Source organism: Aeromonas bivalvium (assembly GCF_000819765.1).
GTDB classification, from domain to species: domain Bacteria; phylum Pseudomonadota; class Gammaproteobacteria; order Enterobacterales; family Aeromonadaceae; genus Aeromonas; species Aeromonas bivalvium.
In genome coordinates this window covers 23,708-42,012 of record NZ_CDBT01000011.1, presented here as the reverse complement: position 1 = coordinate 42,012, position 18,305 = coordinate 23,708, and the positions used below count along the sequence as shown (strand labels likewise).

At 60.3% G+C, this 18,305-nt stretch carries 12 protein-coding genes, 1 other RNA gene and 2 pseudogenes; 8 read left to right on the top strand and 7 right to left on the bottom strand.

The genetic code is table 11. The annotated features are described in order from the left end of the window. The first annotated feature begins 391 nt into the window (after nucleotides 1-391). The gene (locus tag BN1119_RS04615) at nucleotides 392-1,303 is read left to right on the top strand and encodes an IS5 family transposase (RefSeq protein ID WP_041994650.1); all 912 of its coding nucleotides are present in this window, start codon (nucleotides 392-394) and stop codon (nucleotides 1,301-1,303) included. A 169-nt stretch (nucleotides 1,304-1,472) separates the two neighbouring features. After that, nucleotides 1,473-2,000 carry a hypothetical protein gene (locus tag BN1119_RS20365; RefSeq protein WP_157438620.1) on the top strand — a complete coding sequence of 176 codons (528 nt, stop codon included), beginning with the start codon at nucleotides 1,473-1,475 and terminating at the stop codon, nucleotides 1,998-2,000. A 162-nt stretch (nucleotides 2,001-2,162) separates the two neighbouring features. On the opposite strand, the pseudogene BN1119_RS19780 reads toward BN1119_RS20365, so the two are convergent. Next, nucleotides 2,163-2,618 (bottom strand): annotated as a pseudogene (locus tag BN1119_RS19780) (transposase). Between the two features lie 107 nt (nucleotides 2,619-2,725). On the opposite strand from BN1119_RS19780, the gene BN1119_RS04600 reads away from it, so the two are divergent. Next, nucleotides 2,726-3,802: an IS481-like element ISAs19 family transposase gene (locus BN1119_RS04600; RefSeq protein ID WP_041994644.1), complete on the top strand. Its 1,077-nt coding sequence runs from the start codon at nucleotides 2,726-2,728 to the stop codon at nucleotides 3,800-3,802. Nucleotides 3,803-3,850: 48 nt separating this feature from the next. Here BN1119_RS04600 and BN1119_RS04595 read toward each other — a convergent pair whose 3' ends face one another. Then, nucleotides 3,851-4,705 (bottom strand): hypothetical protein, encoded by an 855-nt coding sequence (locus BN1119_RS04595; protein ID WP_209434886.1) that lies wholly within the window; start codon nucleotides 4,703-4,705, stop codon nucleotides 3,851-3,853. Between BN1119_RS04595 and BN1119_RS04590 the strand changes: the two genes are divergently transcribed. Beyond that, nucleotides 4,686-6,590, top strand: coding sequence for a CHASE domain-containing protein (locus BN1119_RS04590; protein WP_167335455.1), 1,905 nt, complete (start codon nucleotides 4,686-4,688; stop codon nucleotides 6,588-6,590). The genes BN1119_RS04595 and BN1119_RS04590 overlap by 20 nt on opposite strands. A gap of 419 nt (nucleotides 6,591-7,009) precedes the next feature. Here the strand turns inward: BN1119_RS04590 and BN1119_RS04585 are convergent. Beyond that, nucleotides 7,010-8,042 (bottom strand): annotated as a pseudogene (locus tag BN1119_RS04585) (IS630-like element ISAhy2 family transposase). Nucleotides 8,043-8,490: 448 nt separating this feature from the next. On the opposite strand from BN1119_RS04585, the gene BN1119_RS19775 reads away from it, so the two are divergent. Continuing rightward, nucleotides 8,491-8,620, top strand: a non-coding RNA gene (locus BN1119_RS19775) — RtT sRNA. Nucleotides 8,621-8,885: 265 nt separating this feature from the next. Here the strand turns inward: BN1119_RS19775 and purL are convergent. Further along, complete coding sequence (gene purL, locus BN1119_RS04580; RefSeq protein ID WP_041994634.1) at nucleotides 8,886-12,770, bottom strand: phosphoribosylformylglycinamidine synthase; 3,885 nt, start codon at nucleotides 12,768-12,770, stop codon at nucleotides 8,886-8,888. Nucleotides 12,771-12,953: 183 nt separating this feature from the next. On the opposite strand from purL, the gene mltF reads away from it, so the two are divergent. Further along, the gene (gene mltF, locus BN1119_RS04575) at nucleotides 12,954-14,417 is read left to right on the top strand and encodes a membrane-bound lytic murein transglycosylase MltF (RefSeq protein ID WP_041994631.1); all 1,464 of its coding nucleotides are present in this window, start codon (nucleotides 12,954-12,956) and stop codon (nucleotides 14,415-14,417) included. A 191-nt stretch (nucleotides 14,418-14,608) separates the two neighbouring features. Continuing rightward, the gene (locus BN1119_RS04570; RefSeq protein WP_157438619.1) at nucleotides 14,609-14,746 is read left to right on the top strand and encodes a hypothetical protein; all 138 of its coding nucleotides are present in this window, start codon (nucleotides 14,609-14,611) and stop codon (nucleotides 14,744-14,746) included. A 70-nt stretch (nucleotides 14,747-14,816) separates the two neighbouring features. Here BN1119_RS04570 and BN1119_RS04565 read toward each other — a convergent pair whose 3' ends face one another. Next, nucleotides 14,817-15,197, bottom strand: coding sequence for a diacylglycerol kinase (locus tag BN1119_RS04565; RefSeq protein ID WP_041994625.1), 381 nt, complete (start codon nucleotides 15,195-15,197; stop codon nucleotides 14,817-14,819). Between the two features lie 146 nt (nucleotides 15,198-15,343). On the opposite strand from BN1119_RS04565, the gene BN1119_RS04560 reads away from it, so the two are divergent. Further along, entirely contained in the window at nucleotides 15,344-16,405 is a 1,062-nt protein-coding gene (locus tag BN1119_RS04560) for a 3-deoxy-7-phosphoheptulonate synthase (protein ID WP_041994623.1), read from the top strand. 79 nt (nucleotides 16,406-16,484) lie between these two features. On the opposite strand, the gene BN1119_RS04555 is transcribed toward BN1119_RS04560, so the two are convergent. Beyond that, the gene (locus BN1119_RS04555; protein ID WP_041994620.1) at nucleotides 16,485-17,264 is read right to left on the bottom strand and encodes an ATP-binding cassette domain-containing protein; all 780 of its coding nucleotides are present in this window, start codon (nucleotides 17,262-17,264) and stop codon (nucleotides 16,485-16,487) included. Then, nucleotides 17,248-18,255, bottom strand: coding sequence for a vitamin B12 ABC transporter permease BtuC (gene btuC, locus BN1119_RS04550; protein ID WP_041994617.1), 1,008 nt, complete (start codon nucleotides 18,253-18,255; stop codon nucleotides 17,248-17,250). The genes BN1119_RS04555 and btuC overlap by 17 nt, the downstream gene beginning before the upstream one ends. Nucleotides 18,256-18,305 lie beyond the last annotated feature (50 nt).

Sequence of the window (18,305 nt, the reverse complement as noted above, 5' to 3'; positions counted from 1 at the left end):
GAGAGAAAAATCGGGCTGAGGATTGTACACAAGATGTGTCACAAACTGTACAGAGATACGCACCAAAATTAGCCCAGGATCAGAGTAAAAACACTGAATTTACCCCTTGATGGCAATTTCCTCCGCCCCTTGTCCGAAGGCGGGTTCCAAATTTTCCCGCGTGAAAAGCAGGGGTAAAGATGAATGTGAAGTTCCCGCTCAGTGACACTCGCTAGCCCACTGCCAGCTTGGCGACCTCTTTCCACATGAAGGAAGGCATTGGTGTCATCAGGCGTCATTTAATGTTCAAAAATGATACGCGAAGGGCGTTGTTCCCAAATCGATGCAGCGTGAATGGAACTAACTGAGGACGCAGTGATCTGATCACTACCATTCCCTTCAAGTCTGCATCATGGGCGCGTCGCTTCACTCCATCACTAACTGGCCTCAATACAACAAATCTTTGATTAAGCGTGGCTCGCTCACCTTCTGGGTTGATGCCGAGGTCATGAACAACTGGTTCCACCACGACCATCACGGACGACGGTGCCGCAGCCAGCTCTACACCGACCAGACCATCTCAACCTTCCTGATGCTCAAGGGGATTTTTAACCTCACGCTTCGCGCAACTCAGGGGCTACTCGACTCCTTGTTCGAGTTGATGAATGTGCCGCTGTGCGCACCGGACTATAGCTGCGTAAGCAAGCGGGCCCGCACGGTAACGGTGGCCTATCGGCAGCCGGCCAAGGGGCGTATCACCGACCTGGTCATCGACTCGACCGGTCTGAAGGTATTTGGTGAAGGCGAGTGGAAGGTCAGAAAACACGGCGCCGAGAAACGGCGAGTGTGGCGCAAGCTGCATCTGGCGGTGGACCCGGCAACCCACGATATCGTGGCAGCAGAAGTGTCACTGGAGAATGTCCATGATGCCGAGGTGCTGCCAACCTTACTCAATCCACTGCGGCGTAAGCTGGGCCGGGTTTATGCGGATGGCGCCTACGACAGCAAAGCCAGCCATCAGCTTATCTCGTACAAAGGGGCGACAGCCTGTATCCCACCTCGCAAGAACGCTGGCCTATGGGAAAAGGGACATCCAAGAAATGAGGCTGTGCAGGTAATGCGCAAGGAAGGGCTGGCGCACTGGAAGAAGATATCGGGGTATCACCGTCGCTCGCTGGCGGAAACAGCGATGTATCGGTTCAAACAGTTGCTGGCGGGGAAAATCAGTCTGCGAACATACAACGGTCAGGTAGGGGAAGTGATGGCGTATGTTGGAGCAATAAACAAACTGAACAGCCTTGGTCTGCCCGTCAGACAGCCCTGAGTGTAGCGGTCACTTGGGGCTGGGGAAGCTGTGCTCTTACAACTGATTTGGGCAACAGCGCCCTAAAAAGCCTTTCATCGGCCCATTCATCTACCACCTAAACGGCTATATCACCGAGCCCGGATCTGCACTCCCATTTATCGATGAAAGATCCTATAACCAACCCATTTTGCTGGCTAAACATTTCAACCAACTGCGACGTGACAGCGTCGAGGCTGGTTTTAATGCTGGCTCTGGTAGCGCCGACGTTCGACACTGCCTGATCACCCAATTTATCCTGCTGGGTCATCCCGATCTGCCGCATCTCGAGTTTATCCCGCAGCCCCCCCGGGAGCAGTGCTATACGCAGCCAGAGGATGGGCATAGATGCCAGAGGCGACTAAGGGCTCGAACATACACCTATCAGGTCAGCGGCTATATCATCGACTCTAGCTATCCACAGCCATTCACTGAGCTGATTCGATTGGATACCCCCCTGTTATCGGGCAAGGACTTTTTCCAGATGACCCAGCATCTGCGTAACCACCTGCTGGGTGCAATCCCAAGCCATCCTCATATGAACCCCAGCCTGTTAGTGACCGAGTTCAATTTGCTCCACGATCCGGTTTACGACCTCAGCGATGCGTTTCACTCCACTGTCGCACGGTGTTCGGATGGAATGCTGCGGGATAACGGGATTTGTGTCGCGAGCAGTTAGTCTAGGGAAGGTGCGAACAAGTGGATCGCACTTTCACCACGAGCTCTTTGTCCGCATTTGAAATGCCCATCACTCCAAAAACCTAACTTTTTGTCGCAAGTATTCGGCTATTAAGCGCCATTTAGCCTCATTTTCGAGGCTTATCTCGATTTTTGGGCACAGCTATCCCCCCCATGCCCGTATCATCTGGTCCACGCGAAACAGATTTACCAGCGTAAACAACATCGCCAGTTGGTTGTCGTTCTTGCGCAGCCCCTTGAACCGCGCCTTCACAAAGCCAAACTGACGTTTGATGATCCGAAACGGGTGCTCCACTTTGGCGCGGATGCTGGATTTGAGCCTCTCAAAGGCAATCACAGCCTTGTTTTTTCGCGGATGCTTGTTGAGCTCCTTGAGCCTGCCTGGTCGCATCGCAATCGCAATCGCCCATTGGTGCCCTTACATCCGCCAGCTCTTCACGATTTTCCGCACCCCTGATATCGCTGCGTCAGCGAACACAAATGCCTCCTCGCCATGGAGCAGATTTCCCACTTGATTGAGGTCATGCTCATTGGCTGCCGTGGTCTCCAGACTGTGCGTCAGGCTACTCTTGGCATCGACACCGATATGAGCCTTCATGTATGGAGATGGTATTCACCTGACAGTTGTCCACAAAAGGGAGTGGTCATACGGCTTCAAACCGGATAACAAAACGGTACCCCTACCGTGTTATCCGGAGTCACCGTATGACCACCAACGAGAAAGTAGCACGTCGTAAACTCAGCCTGCTAGAGCTCGCCAAAGAGCTCAATAACGTCAGCAAAGCCTGCAAGCTCATCGGCTACAGCCGCCAGCAGTTCTACGAGATTCGCCGTAACTACCAGACCTATGGCGCCGAGGGCTTGCTCGACAAACTCCCCGGCTGTAAAGGCGCTCATCCCAACCGGGTCGCTCCCGAGATTGAGCAAGCCATCCTCGATTGCTCTCTCACCAGACCAACCCATGGCCCGCTGCGGGTCGCGCAAGAACTGGCTCTGCAAGGCATCAACGTCAGTGCGGGCGGTGTGCGTGGCGTGTGGCAACGTCACGACTTGCTCTCCAAGCATGACCGCTTGTTGCGCCTCGAGAAAACCCACAGGGAACAGACGATTGAGCTCAATGACGAGCAGATCCGCCTGCTCGAGCGCTTCAGCCCCGAGTTTCGCGAACGCCAAATTGAGGTTCACTACACCGGGGAACTGGTGGCGGTCGACACCTTCTTCGTCGGCGCACTCAAGGGGGTGGGCAAGGTGTATCTGCAAACCGTACTGGACTGCTACAGCCGCCATGCCTGGGGACGGCTCTACACCAGCAAGCTGCCGGTGACCTCGGTTCATGTGCTCAATGAAACGGTATTGCCGTTCTTCGAAGCCCATGAGGCGCGGGTCTATACCATCCTGTCGGACAACAGGCGCGAGTTCTGTGGGCGCCCTGACCATCATCCCTACGAGCTGTTCCTGCAACTGGAGGGGATTGAGCACCGGACCACCAAGGTACGCAGGCCGCAGAGCAATGGCTTTATCGAGCGGTTGCACCGCACACTGCTGGATGAGCACTTCCGTATCAAGGGGAGGACGACCTGGTATGAGTCGGTAGAACAGATGCAGACAGACCTGGATAGCTACCTGGAACACTACAACACCGAGCGGCCACATCAGGGCAGGATGATGGAGGGTCAGACCCCCTACAGCATGTTCAAAAAGGGTCTGAAATTGATACCGAAGGAAGTGCGCACTAGGGAGGGTGCGAATAAGCACCCTCTACAACGAAACAGAAAAATTTAGTTCATTAAATTCAAATGCTTACAAGGGCGCATTTTTATGTTTGGTGACTTATTCGCACCTTCCCTCGGCATCAGCAAGGGAAGCAAAACCGTTATCACGCCAGCAAAGTAGCGGCAGTTGACGGAATAAAACACCTCGAGCACTTGGGCTGGTCTGGGCGTCATGGCGGGCCTTTTCTTGCTCCATTCGCTGCTGCACCATCGCCTGATGTTTCTTGGGCACACCAGTTAGAATGAAATCCTCAACCTCTTGAGTCATCTCCCCATGGATCAATACAGTTGATCCGCTTTGAGTTGGGCGAATTTCGATCTTGTCCTGTAGCTCTGCCGATACGGGGGTTTGCGGCATCACTGGCAACGGTACACTCATGGACGGCTGGCTGGGGGCGGTTCCACCACTGCCATCGCTTTCATCGTTAAAAAGGCTGTTGTTCCCCGCTGGCTGTGACTGGAGTGCCAAAGCGGCATCCATCGGATCAAAGCCCATGTTATTGACCAGATTATCCTGGATGCTGTGCAGCGCTTCACCAAAGCTGCGTGCAGTGATGTGTGCATAGGCCTGATTGAGTTCGGGGTGCTTGCGAGCTTTGGCATATGGCATCCGCAATACTCGCCCGAGTAACTGCTCTACATCTTTAGCGCTGCGCGACTCTTGCATACTGGAGTCAGCTACGAAGGAATGAGCACGCCCGAGCGTGAAGCCAAGATCCAAGCTCGCAAGGAAGAAGAAGAAATCAGGAAAGAGTTTCGGAGAGTTGCTGTTGTTGCTGTTTATGGTAGCGTTTAATTTTAAGCTTTGGAAAATCAACAAGAAGGCATAGCGAATGATCCCCTCTGGCAAACCAAGCCGACTGTCGCCGAGGCTAATCCCTCTTGTGGTTTTTTTGATCGGCCTGTGCTCCACCGTAGTGCTTTACCAACTCATCGTCGAGTCCGTCTATCAACGACAACAGGTCTACTTCGACTTCCGCGCCCGGGAGGCTGCTGAGCGCATCGAGAACCGCATGGCCACCTACCAGCAGGTCCTGCGGGGCACGGCCGGGTTCTTTGATGTGCATGATGATGTCGGACGTGAAGATTTCCGAAGGTATTCCGATCGCCAGGCTCTGGACCAGTACCTGCCTGGCATCCAAGGCGTGGGCTTCGCCAGGGCCATCCGGCCTGCCGATCTGCAAACCCACATCGATCAGGTCCGCGCCGAAGGCTTTCCCTCTTACACGGTGCAACCAGCAGGCCAACGAGACCTGTATTCCTCGATCGTGTATCTGGAGCCGTTTTCGGGACGCAACCTGCGTGCCTTCGGCTTCGACATGTATTCAGAACCCGTGCGGCGCGAGGCCATGCAGCGCTCGGTAGATACGGGTGCCATCGCGCTTTCGGGGCGTGTGCGTCTCCAGCAGGAAACGGGGGTTCAGGAGCAGTCGGGGTTCCTGATCTACCAGGCGATCTACGCTACTGACCAGCCAGCGGCAACCGTAGCAGAGCGCCGGGAACAACTGCGCGGCTGGGTCTATGCACCGTTTCGCATGACAGACTTCCTGCATGGTCTCCTCGGAGAGCAGGAGCGTGACCTGATCATCGACATCTTCGACGGCGAAGAGATGGTTGAAGCGACACGAACTCACTTTGGCAGTTCAGGGCGTACCGATATCCGTCCAGGGTTTGAATCGGTGCATCGGCTGCGCATGATGGGACAAACCTGGACCGTTCGCGTTCATGGCAGCACGAGCCTTCTGCAACGGGTGGACAGAAGGCTACCGATCGTGATCGCGGTAACCGGTGTCTTGCTCAGTGCCATGCTGGCTGGGCTGATGTTTTTGCTGGTGTCGGGTCGGTCCCGGGCAGAAGCGGCGGCCCGCGCGATGACAGAAGACCTGTCTCTGGAGAGGTCTCGATTGAGCGCCATTCTTGAAGGCACCCGGGTCGGCACCTGGGAGTGGAATGTCCAGAGCGGTGAAACCGTCTTCAATGAGGAATGGGCGAGGATCGTTGGATACAAGCTCCAAGAGCTTGAGCCGATCTCCATCGTCACCTGGGTAAAGCTCACGCATCCGGAAGATCTGCAAAAGTCAGAACAGCTGCTCAAGCAGCACTTTGCGGGGGAGTTACCGTTCTACGAGTGTGAGGCCAGAATGCGCCACAAGGATGGGCACTGGATCTGGGTGCTGGACCGCGGGAAGGTGGGGAAATGGGATCGGGATGGCAAGCCTCTCATCATGTACGGTACCCATCAGGACATCAGCCGGTCCAGACAGGAGCTGGATACCTATCACCATCGAGCGCATCATGACGTATTGACCGATCTACCCAACCGGGTCTTACTCGGTGACCGCATACAGCAGGCGCTTGCATTGGCAGAGCGCGAGAACACGCATCTGGCTGTGCTGTTCATGGATCTGGATGGGTTCAAGTCGGTCAACGACACCCATGGCCACGAAGCGGGGGATGTAGTGCTAAAGACCGTGGCCCGCCGTCTCCTGTGTTGCATCCGTGCCTCCGACACGCTCGCCAGGGTGGGAGGCGATGAGTACGTGGCCTTGCTGCAACACGTCAGCGACGAACAGGAGGCGCTCAAAAAGGCCAGCCTGTTCATCTCGGAGGTCCGCCGACCAATCCCCTTGCCTGCGGGTGGCGAAGCACGAATTTCCATTAGTGTCGGTATCGCGCTCTACCCTCAGCATGGAACGACCATCGAGGTGCTCAGCGAGCATGCCGATCAGGCGATGTATCAGGTCAAGAAAGGCTCCAAGAATGGAGCCTTGGTGCATCAGGATAGCGGCTCGGTGTAGCTCTGCGTTCCCGTAGCGTTTAAACGCACCCTGATCGACAACTCCAGATCTTGTGTTGCCGGCGACAGCGTCCACGCATGAAGTTGGTCCATCACGACCGATCAGGCATTGACCGCCGATTGCTTCGAGCAACTGGCCCCACAGATGACCGCCAAGGGCTGGAAAGGGAAGCCGCAGAATTCGGGAAGAATCGTACGCTAAGCCGACTTGGCTTAAGTGCGTTTCCTGTTCCACTGCTCCCTATTCGGGATTTGGGGAGCAATGGAACCAAAACCCAACGTAGGCCCGCCGCGAACGTCCAGTTGAAGTACGCCCTAACTAGGCGTCAGGCCGGAACCTTGGGCCGCGTCAGGATAGGGCCGATTCCAGCATTTTCTGACGCCTCGCCGGCAACCTCTAAATAACTGATCCCAATAGTGCTACACCTTCGCTGTGCCATAGCCATTCCCCGGGAAAGGAGACACGGTATCCATGAAGTGTTTCACTCGGGCCAGCAGGTTTGCCATCCCTCTGCATTGATGATTGCGCGTGATGGTTTCATGTAACTTGTGCCATAGCCGTTCTATGTGATTAACCCAAGGGCTGTAAACTGGCTGGAACACCAGGCAGAACTTGGGATTCTTCTTCAACCATCGCTCGGTCTGTTTGCTTTTGTGAATGATGTAGTTATCGAGGATCAACGTGATGGTTTTGGCTCGTCGGTAGTGGTGGCGCAGCTTTTCCAGCATGGCAATAAACAGCGATGAGTTTTTCTTGATCCCGCTGACGTAAAGTACCCTTCCGTTGCCTGCGTGGAGAACGCCTGCCAGATAATGCTTGGCATTCTGCCCCGGTGTGACAACCCGCTTTTGCTGCGCTCTGAACATCCAGTCGGCTCCTAATTTGGGATTGAGGTCTATATCGACTTCATCCTCATAAAACACCGGATTATCGGCATCACAGCGGGCCAGCGCGGCGTCGATATTCGCCATTTTTTCCTGATAGGCTGGGTCTTTTATCCGCAAGGTCGGCACGGTGCCTGCGTCAGACAATGCCCATACGAGGTAACCATCGGCGGAGCGTGGAGGCTGCCACATTGAGCCCTGTTAATCGATTGATTTTTATAGCCAATAGTTCAGTACACCAACGGCTGCGCTGATAACCAAAATCTTGCGGAGAAAACTGCATGAGCAGCACCAGTAAGGTGACAATCTTGGCGATAGGTAAGACTGGGGCACGGCCAGCCGGTAAGGCTTCTAGCGCATCTATGCCTTCATCTCGATACCACCGAAGCCAACGACCGATGGTCGAGCGCGCAGCGCCGGTAAGGTGATGAACATCGGTGATCGTGCGTCCTTCATGTAAGAGCAAGATGGCCATCAAGCGACGAGCATGTCCTTTATCACGGGTGGCATGGATGATTTTGTGAATGCGGCGCCGTTGTGGTCGTGGCAGAGGTGGTAGGATAGGCATAAACTCAGTCCTTTGGGTGTGGCTTGTTTTGTTTAGCGACTAATCAGATCGCACAAACTGGACTGAGTTCCCTTCCTCCGGTGATCTACTATTCGGAACAGCTATTTAGAGCTTATCTGACCCCATACAAGACAGATTTTTGTGTTAAGCAGTTTCTCCAAGTGCCTTTGCATCGGTCAGATAGGAGCTACAACGCAGTCAATTGCCACAACCTATGTGGTTGACATTTCATTAATTTTCTATATAAAAGTACGATAAGTCTCATAGCAATTACCTGAGACAATCACGCTGCTTTTATTGCGACAAATCATTGCGTAAGTTATTGAAATTGAAGGTTATATTTGTGCTGTGAAGTACGAGCACGAGGGTTCGAATCCCTCCCTCACCGCCAAATTGAAAGAAACCGACCTCAGGGTCGGTTTTTTTGCATCTGAAGCAGCACGCTGCTCAGATGCCAATGGAGGGAAGGTGAGAACCCTCGTCCGGGTTCGAGCAGAGCAGCTTGCTGCGATGAACGGCCAAGGGCCGCCCCGAAGGAGTGAGCCACGCAGTGGCGAATCATCCCTCCCCCACCGCCAAATTGAAAGAAACCGACCTCTGGGTCGGTTTCTTGCTTTTCGTCATGCAGGCCCCTCCCTGCCACCCTCCCCCTTGTCTCTCACCCCTTGCCCGATCTCTTTCAGAGGACGCTGACCAGCGATCCCGCGCCTCCTGGGCCGGAGAGCCTTCCCCACTGCCAACGCCGCGCTCGGCCTCATTGGGCAGGCAGGGTCATAGTTCCTGTTTTGCGAATAAAAAAAACCGGCCACATGGGCCGGTTTTCGCATGATGGGGTTGCCTGCATCAGCCGAGGCGAACCCGTGCGTTTCTGAACATGCGCATCCAGGCGCCGTCCTCGCCCCAGTTGTCCGGGTGCCAGGAGTTGGCCACGGTGCGGAACACCCGCTCCGGGTGCGGCATCATGATGGTGGCGCGGCCGTCCCTGGTGGTCACGGCCGTGATGCCGTCCGGGGAACCGTTCGGGTTGGCCGGGTAGCCTTCGGTCACCTGACCCCGGTTGTCCACGAAACGCAGCCCTACCAGACCGCTGGCTTGCAGCGCGGCAAGGTGCGCGGCGTCCTGCACTTCCACCCGTCCTTCCCCGTGGGAGACGGCGATGGGCATCACAGAGCCCGCCATGCCGGCGAAGAAAGCGGACGGAGAGTCCTGCACCTGCACCAGGCTGAAGCGCGCCTCGAAGCGCTCGGAGCGGTTGCGCACGAAGCGCGGCCAGAGATCGGCCCCCGGGATGAGGTCGCGCAGGTTGGACATCATCTGACAGCCATTGCACACCCCCAGGGAGAGGGTATCGCCACGTTCGAAGAAGCGCTGGAACTGCTCGCGGGCGTTGTCGTTGAACAGGATGGACTTGGCCCAGCCCTCCCCTGCCCCCAGCACGTCGCCGTAGGAGAAGCCGCCACAGGCCACCAGGGTCTGGAACTGGCCAAGCTCGATGCGGCCGCTGAGGATGTCGCTCATGTGCACGTCCACCGCGGTAAAGCCGGCACGGTCAAACGCCGCCGCCATCTCGACGTGGGAGTTGACCCCCTGCTCGCGCAGCACCGCCAGACGGGGGGAAACCCCTCGGGCGATATAGGGCGCGGCCACATCCTCGGACGGGTTGTAGCTCAGGCTGGCGTGCAGGCCCGGGTCGGTGGCGTCCTGACGGGCGGCATGTTCCTGATCCGCGCACTCAGGGTTGTCCCGCAGGCGCTGCATCTGCCAGCTGGTCTCGCCCCAGAGGGTACGCAAGGCGGTGCGGCTGGCGCGATAGACCTCCTGGCCGACCCGCTTCATCACCAGATCATCGCCGTCGTTGACGGTACCTATCACATGGGCGCAAGCCGCCAGGCCATGGCCCGCCAGCAGGGTCATCACGGCTTCCTTGTCCTCGCGGCGCACCTGGATGACGGCCCCCAGCTCCTCGTTGAACAGGGCCGGCAGCAGCTCGCCACCGACGCGGTCGAGCTGGATGTCGAGGCCGCAGTGGCCGGCGAAGGCCATCTCGGCCAGGGTCACGAACAGGCCGCCATCGGAGCGGTCGTGGTAGGCGATCAGCTTGCTGTCCGCCACCAGGGCCTGAATGGCGTTGAAGAAGCCCTTGAGCTGGGTCGGGTTGTCCAGATCCGGCGCGCTGTCACCGAGCTGGCGATAGACCTGGGCCAGGGCGGAGGCGCCCAGGCGCTGCTTGCCGTTGCCAAGGTCGATGAGGATAAGGTCGGTCTCACCCAGATCGGTGCGAAGCACAGGGGTGACGGTATTGCGCACATCCTCGACCCGGGCGAAGGCGGTGATGAGCAGGGAGAGCGGCGAGGTGACGCTGCGCTCCTCGCCATCTTGCTGCCAGCGGGTCTTCATGGACATGGAGTCCTTGCCCACCGGGATGGTGAGGCCGAGCTCGGGGCAGAGCTCCTCCCCCACCGCCTTCACGGCGTCGTAGAGGCCGGCATCTTCCCCCGGGTGACCGGCGGCGGACATCCAGTTGGCGGAGAGCTTGACCCGCTTGAGCGACCCGATATGGGCCGGTGCCAGGTTGGTCAGGGCCTCGGCCACCGCCATGCGGGCAGAGGCGGCGTGGGAGAGCAGGGCCACCGGGGTGCGCTCCCCCATGGACATGGCTTCGCCGTGATAGCTGTCGTAGGTGGCGGCGGTGACGGCGCAATCGGCCACCGGGATCTGCCAGGGACCGACCATCTGGTCGCGGTTGACCAGACCGGTCACGGTGCGATCGCCGATGGTGATGAGGAAGGATTTCTCCGCCACGGTCGGCAGGCGCAGCACCCGCTCGGCCGCGTCATTCAGGGTGATGCCGTCCAGTTGCAGCGCCTTGCCCTGGGCGGGCAGGCTCTGCACGTCCCGGTGCATCTTGGGCGCCTTGCCGAGCAGCACGTCGAGCGGCAGATCGATGGGCTGGTTGTCAAAATGGGCATCTGAGAGGGTGAGGTGTTTCTCTTCGGTGGCGGTGCCGATGACGGCATAAGGGGCGCGCTCGCGCTCGCACAGGGCCTGGAACAGCGCCAGCTTCTCCTGGGGCACCGCCAGCACGTAACGCTCCTGGGATTCGTTGCACCAGATCTCCAGCGGGCTCATGCCCGGCTCGTCGCTGGCGATGGCGCGCAAGTCGAAGCGACCACCGCGCTCGCCGTCGTTGACCAATTCGGGCATGGCATTGGAGAGACCACCGGCACCCACGTCGTGGATGAAGGCGATGGGGTTGTCATCGCCCAGCTGCCAGCAGCGATCGATCACCTCCTGGCAACGGCGCTCCATCTCGGGGTTGTCCCGCTGTACCGAGGCGAAATCGAGGTCTTCGGCAGACTGGCCGGAGGCCATGCTGGACGCCGCGCCGCCCCCCAGGCCGATGTTCATGGCCGGGCCGCCCAGCACGATCAGGGCCGCGCCGACCGGGATCTCGCCTTTTTGCACGTGTTCGCTGCGGATGTTGCCAAGGCCGCCCGCCAGCATGATGGGCTTGTGATAGCCGCGCACCTCGACGCCGTTGTGGCTCGGCACCTTCTCTTCGAAGGTACGGAAATAGCCGAGCAGGGCCGGACGGCCGAATTCGTTGTTGAACGCCGCGCCGCCGAGCGGGCCTTCCTGCATGATGTCAAAGGCGCTGACGATGCGGCTCGGCTTGCCGAAATCCTGCTCCCAGGGCTGTTCGAAGCCGGGGATGCGCAGGTTGGAGACGGAGAAGCCCACCAGACCCGCCTTGGGTTTGGCGCCACGACCGGTCGCACCCTCGTCGCGAATTTCGCCGCCGGAGCCGGTGGCCGCCCCCGGGAAGGGGGAGATGGCGGTCGGGTGGTTGTGGGTCTCCACCTTCATCAGGATGTCGACCCGCTCCTGGTGATACTGGTACTCCCCCTTGCTGCTCGGGAAGAAGCGGCCAGCCTCGCTGCCCTCCATCACGGCGGCGTTGTCTTTATAGGCGGACAGGACATGGTCCGGGGTCTGTTCGAAGGTGTTCTTGATCATCTTGAACAGGGACTTGGACTGGGGTTGCCCGTCTATGGTCCAGTCGGCGTTGAAGATCTTGTGACGGCAGTGCTCGGAGTTCGCCTGGGCGAACATGTAGAGCTCGATGTCGTTGGGGTTGCGACCAAGGCGGGTGAAGTTCTCCACCAGGTAGTCGATTTCGTCATCGGCCAGGGCCAGACCCAGGGCCACGTTGGCCTCGGCCAGGGCGGCGCGGCCACCGCCGAGCACGTCCACCTGGGTGAAGGGGCGCGGTTCATGGTGAGCAAACAGAGCGCTCGCCTGCTCGGGAGCCGAGAAGACGGTCTCCATCATGCGATCGTGCAGCAGGGCGGCCACTTCCGCGCGCTGGTCGGCGGTCAGCTCGCCTTCCACATAGTAGGCAAGGCCGCGCTCTAGCCGCTTGACCTGGGTCAGGCCGCAGTTGTGGGCGATGTCGCTTGCTTTGGAAGACCAGGGGGAGATGGTGCCGGGACGGGGGGTAACGAGGAAGAGCTGGCCGCTGGGGGCGTGTTCCTGGATGGTCGGGCCGTAGCGCAGCAACCGTTCCAGTGTCGTTCGCTCGCCATCGGAGAGCGGCGCAGTCAATTCGGCAAAATGCACGTATTCGGCGTAGATACTGCTTATCTCGAGTCCTCTGTGCGCGAAGCTTTGCAGCAACTTGTTGATACGAAACTCAGACAGTGCAGGCGCACCTCGCAAGATTTCCATATGACCTTTCTCACCAAGTTTTAATGTGTGGGGGGATTTGAGACGCGCGTATTATAGGGATCCCGCCCCTGCCGGACAAACGTTTTTATCCTCGCCATCGATGTGACTCGCCTCCGACTCTCTGGTATAAAGAGGCCTGTTTCCCGACGATCGTCGATATTTTCAACAAGGGTATTCACCTACTTGCGCCCCATTGTTCGACTGCTGCTCGCCGTGACCATGACCCTGGCCCTCGCCAGTTGTGACTTTCACACCCCCTCCAGCCAGCTGGAACAGATCCGCCAACGGGGCGAGATCCGGGTCGGCACCCTGTACGGTCCCACCTCCTATTACCAGCGGGACGACACGGCCCTGGGCTACGATTACGAGCTGGCCCAGTCCTTCGCCGACTGGCTCGGGGTCAAGCTGACCATAGTGCCGGTCAACACCAGCGCCGAGCTGGTGGGCCTGCTGGAGCGGGGCAAGCTGGATCTCGCCGCCGCCGCCATCGTCGTCACCCCGGAGCGCCGCGCCCTGTTTCGTTTCGGCCCCGGCTTCTATCAGGTCTCCCCCAAGCTGGTCTATCGCAACGGTACCCGCCGTCCCCGCAGCCTGGCGGACATCGACGGCCAGCTGGTGGTGGCCCAGGGCTCCACCGGGGATGACCTGCTCAAGGCCTATGGCAAGCAGCACCCGACCCTGAGCTGGCGCGCGGACGCCAGGATGGACACGGAGGACTTGCTCAAGGCCGTGGCCAAGGGCGAGATCGACTACACCATAGTGCAGGACACAGTGCTGGCCCGCACCCAGCGCTACTACCCGGAGCTGGCCGAGGCGCTCACCCTCTCCGACAACCAGACGGTGGCCTGGGCCATGAACCGGCTGCCCGATGACAGCCTCTATGCCAGCGTCATCGACTTCTTCGGCCAGCGCTTCATGGATGGCGCCATCGCCAAGCTCGACGAGAAGTACTTCGGCCATGTGCAGAACTTCGACTTCGTCGATACTCGCACCTTCCTGCGCCGGGCCAAGGAGCGCCTGCCCAGGTACCAGTCCCTGTTCAAGCAGCACGCCCTGGACATCGACTGGCGCCTGCTGGCCGCCATCAGCTATCAGGAGTCCCACTGGGACCCCAATGCCCGCTCCTACACAGGGGTACGCGGCATGATGATGCTGACGGAGAACACCGCCAAGGCCATGGGGGTGAAGGACAGGACCCATCCGGAGGAGAGCATCGAGGGGGGCGCCCGCTACCTCAAGCTGATGATGGACAAGGTGCCGGACTCTGTCCCTGAGGATGAGAAAGTGTGGTTCGCCCTCACCGCCTACAACATCGGCTATGGCCACATGATGGATGCCCGCCGCCTCACCAAGCTGCTTGGCAAGGATCCCGACAGCTGGGGGGACGTCAAGGAGGTGCTGCCGCTGCTGCAGCAATCCAGATGGCACAGCAAGGTGCGCTACGGCTACGCCCGGGGCGGCGAGGCCCGCAACTATGTCAACAATGTGCGCCAGTATTACCAGAGCCTGCTCTGGCTCGACAACGAGCAGCAGAAGGCGCGCCGCCTCGAGGCCCTGGACGAGGATGACAGCGAACCGGTGAGCCAGGCGGCCCCCAGCCCCATCGCGGAGGCCGTGAGCCGGATCACGGGTGCCGAACAAGGCTGATATTCGCCCCTGTCTTAGCGCCAGCCGCCCTGCTATGATGCCGACACAGCGGATCCTGTCCGACACTGCGCCATTGCCCGGCAGCCGGGCCCGCCATGGTCAATGGCAGTGTCAGCAGTGCCCCACCTTGAGTACCCATATGCAACATGAGGATCCCCCGGCTCGAGCGAGCAAGGGGGCAGGAGACCAAGATGCAAAAACGTAGAAGAATACGTCTGGTCAAGGCGACAAGGAGCGGCTGGAGCCCCAGACGCAAACTCAAGCTCAACGACACCAAACGCAAGATCTGGCGCCGCAACCGTTCCTATATCCTGCTCATCGCAGAGTAAGAAGGCAGTGCCAGTCGCAACAAAGGCGCCATCGGGCGCCTTTGTTGTTTTCACCGTCGCCTGGGGGCTATCACCACCAGCCGAGCAGATTGCGTCCCACCAGGGCGCCCCACACCAGCAGATTAAGCGCCAGGGCGATGAAGACGGCCGCCGAGCCCAGATCCTTGGCTCGCCCGGACAGCTCGTGGTGTTCGGATCCGATGCGATCCACCACCGCCTCCACCGCCGAGTTGAGGATCTCGACGATCACCACCAGCCAGCTCACCGCAATCAGCAGCAGGATCTGATCCAGGGAGTCGCCAATCCAGAAGGCGAGCGGCATCAACAGCAGGATCAGGATCAGCTCTTGCCGAAAGGCGGCCTCGTTGAGCCAGGCGGATCTCAGACCCTTGATGCTGTAACCGGTTGCCTTGATGATGCGGGTCAGGCCGGTCGCGCCAGGTTTTGCCACAAAAACTACCTCGGGTAGGGATAAAACGGGCTCACATCCTAGCAGAGCCAGCCAAGGTTTCAATCGACAGGATTTTGCTTTATTTTATCCCTTTGCTTTTTTTCGCCGCCTGTGGCCATGCCACCCACTCGAGACTTGAGTTTCTTATGTCCATTCACACCGATGAATTGCGCACCCGTCGCCTGGAGTCCCTCATCACCCCAAGCGAACTCGCCAGCGCCTTCCCCATTACCGACACGATCGCCCAGAACCTGCTCGATGCCCGCCGCGAAGTGGAAGCCATACTGACCGGTGACGATCAGCGCCTGCTGGTCATCATTGGCCCCTGCTCCATCCACGATCCGGTCGCCGCCCTCGACTACGCCACCCGCCTCAATGTCCTGCGCGAGCAGTACAAGGAGAGCCTGTGCATCGTCATGCGCACCTATTTCGAGAAGCCGCGCACCATCGTCGGCTGGAAGGGGCTCATCAATGATCCCCGCCTCGACGGCAGCTTCGACGTCAACCAGGGTCTGCAGCTGGCCCGCAAGCTGCTGGCGGACATCAATGCCCTGGGCATGCCCACCGCCACCGAGTTCCTCGATATGGTGACCGGTCAGTATATCAGCGACCTCATCACCTGGGGCGCCATCGGCGCGCGCACCACCGAATCCCAGGTCCACCGCGAGATGGCCTCCGCCCTCTCCTGCCCGGTCGGCTTCAAGAACGGCACGGACGGCAACACCCGCATCGCCATCGATGCGGTGCGCGCCGCCCGCCACAGCCACATCTTCTATTCCCCGGACAAGGACGGCAAGATGACCATCTACCGCACCGCCGGCAACCCCTTCGGTCACGTGATCCTGCGCGGCGGTCACAGGCCCAACTACGACACCGCCAGCATCGACGAGGCGTGCGAAGCCCTCGCCCAGGTGGGCCTGCCCGAGCGGCTGGTGGTGGACTTCAGCCATGGCAACAGCATGAAGGATCACCGTCGTCAGCTGCTGGTGGCCCAGGACATCTGCGATCAGCTGCGCCGCGGCCGCACCGGCATCGCCGGCATCATGGCCGAGAGCTTCCTGGTGGAAGGCCGCCAGGAGGTGGAGAACGGCTGCGCCGCCACCTTCGGCCAGAGCATCACGGATGCCTGCCTGTCCTGGGAAGACACAGAGACCCTGCTGGCCATGCTGGCCGACGCCGTCACGGCGCGCCTGCACAAGCTGGGCTGAACAGCCAATAAGCAAAGGGGCCAGTATGTTCGATACTGGCCCCTTTTTCTTGGGCGGCCGATTACGCTGCGCCCCGCTCCTACAAACTGGGCATAAACCAGGTACGGCCGCCCGCCTCGATCCGCGTCGTCTTGATCTGGAACACCCGCTCGAGCAGCGCCTCGTCGATGCTGTCGACGCCCCCCTCGCACACCAGCTTGCCCCCTTGCAGACAGAGCATGCGATCCGCCCAGTCGATGGCCAGATTGATGTCGTGGATGGCCATCACCACCAGCAGCCCCTGACGGCTGACCGACTTGAGCAGCCGCAGCAGCGCCAGCTGATGGTGCAGATCCAGCCCGGCCAAAGGTTCATCCAGCAGCAGCAGACGCCCCGCCGGATTGAGGCCGGGCCACACCTGGAGCAGGGTACGGGCGATCAGCACCCGCTGCTGCTCCCCGCCGGAGAGGCGACTGAAATCCCGGGCCAGCAGCGCATCGAGCTCCAGGGCCTGACAGAGAGTCGCCATGGCGGCCCTGGCCGCCGGACTCCCGGGGTCGCGCCCCCCCAGCCCCAGGGCCAGCACGGCGAAGACGGGGGTATGAAACAGATGGGGCTGACGCTGGGGCAGCATGGCGCGGCGCGCCGCCAACGCCTCTAGGCTCAGGGTGGCGATCTCCTCTTCCTCCAGCAGCACCTGGCCGCGGGCGGGCAGCAGGCCGGCCAGGGAGGCGAGCAGGGTCGATTTGCCGCTGCCGTTCGGGCCCAGCAGCGCCACCAGCTGGCCCCCAGACCAGCTCAGGTCGAGGGGTGCCAGGCGCTGGGCCAGGCTCAGATCACGGGCGCAGAGCCGCGCCTTGTCATCAATGGGGCTGGTCATGGGATTGCCTGAGCAGGAGATAGATAAACAGGGGAGCCCCCACCGAGGCGGTCACCACCCCGATGGGCAACTCTCCCGCCGCCAGCAGGGTGCGGGCGCAAAGATCCGCCCCCAGCAGCAGGGCGCCGCCCCCCAGGGCCGAGGCGGGCAGCAAGAAGCGCTGATCGCTCACCCCGCACAGGCGCAGCAGATGGGGCACCACCAGACCGACGAAGCCGATGACACCGCACAGGGCCACCGCCAGCCCGGTGAGCAGGCAGACCGCCAGCACCAGCCGCACCCGCAGCCGCTGCACGTCCAGCCCCATCAATCTGGCCTGGGACTCCCCCAGCAGCAGCTGTTGCAGCCCCCGTCCCTGGCGGATGAGCCAGAGCAGGGTCAGGGGCATGATCAGCCACCACCAGCCAAATTGCTGACTGCCATAGGCCAGACTGCCCATCATCCAGAACATGAATTCGCGCACCGAGCCGTCGTCGGCGAAATACATCAGCCAGGTCATGGCCGCATTGGTGAGGATGCCGATGGCCACCCCCAGCAGCAGCAGACGGGCGCTGCCCAGATGGGCGCGGCGGGCGGCCAGCAGCAGCAAGAGAGTCACCAGCAGGGCACCGGCGAAGGCGGCCAGGGAGAGGGCCCAACCCGGCAGCGCCATGTCGGCTCCCCTGGCCAGGGCCATGGCCACCATGGCGGCCAATCCGGCTCCGCTTGAGACGCCGAGCAGGCCGGGCTCGGCCACCGGGTTGTGCAGCATGATCTGCAACACGGCGCCGCCGCAGGCCAGAGCCGCCCCCGCCAGCAGGGCGAGCAGGGCCCGGGGCAGGCGCAGCTCCAGCAGGATCTGCTGCTCCAGGGGGCCAAGGGGCTGCCAGGGCAGCACCATGAAGGCGCCGACACTCAAGGAGAGCAGCAGCAGAAGCAGGGTCAGGCAGAGCAGGCCGAGCAGCAGGCGGCGCTGCAGGCGGCGCTGGCGGGCGATCAGTGTGGTGAACAAGGCATGTCCCGAGCAAAGACCCTTGGGTCGAGATGAGAAGGGGCCAATGA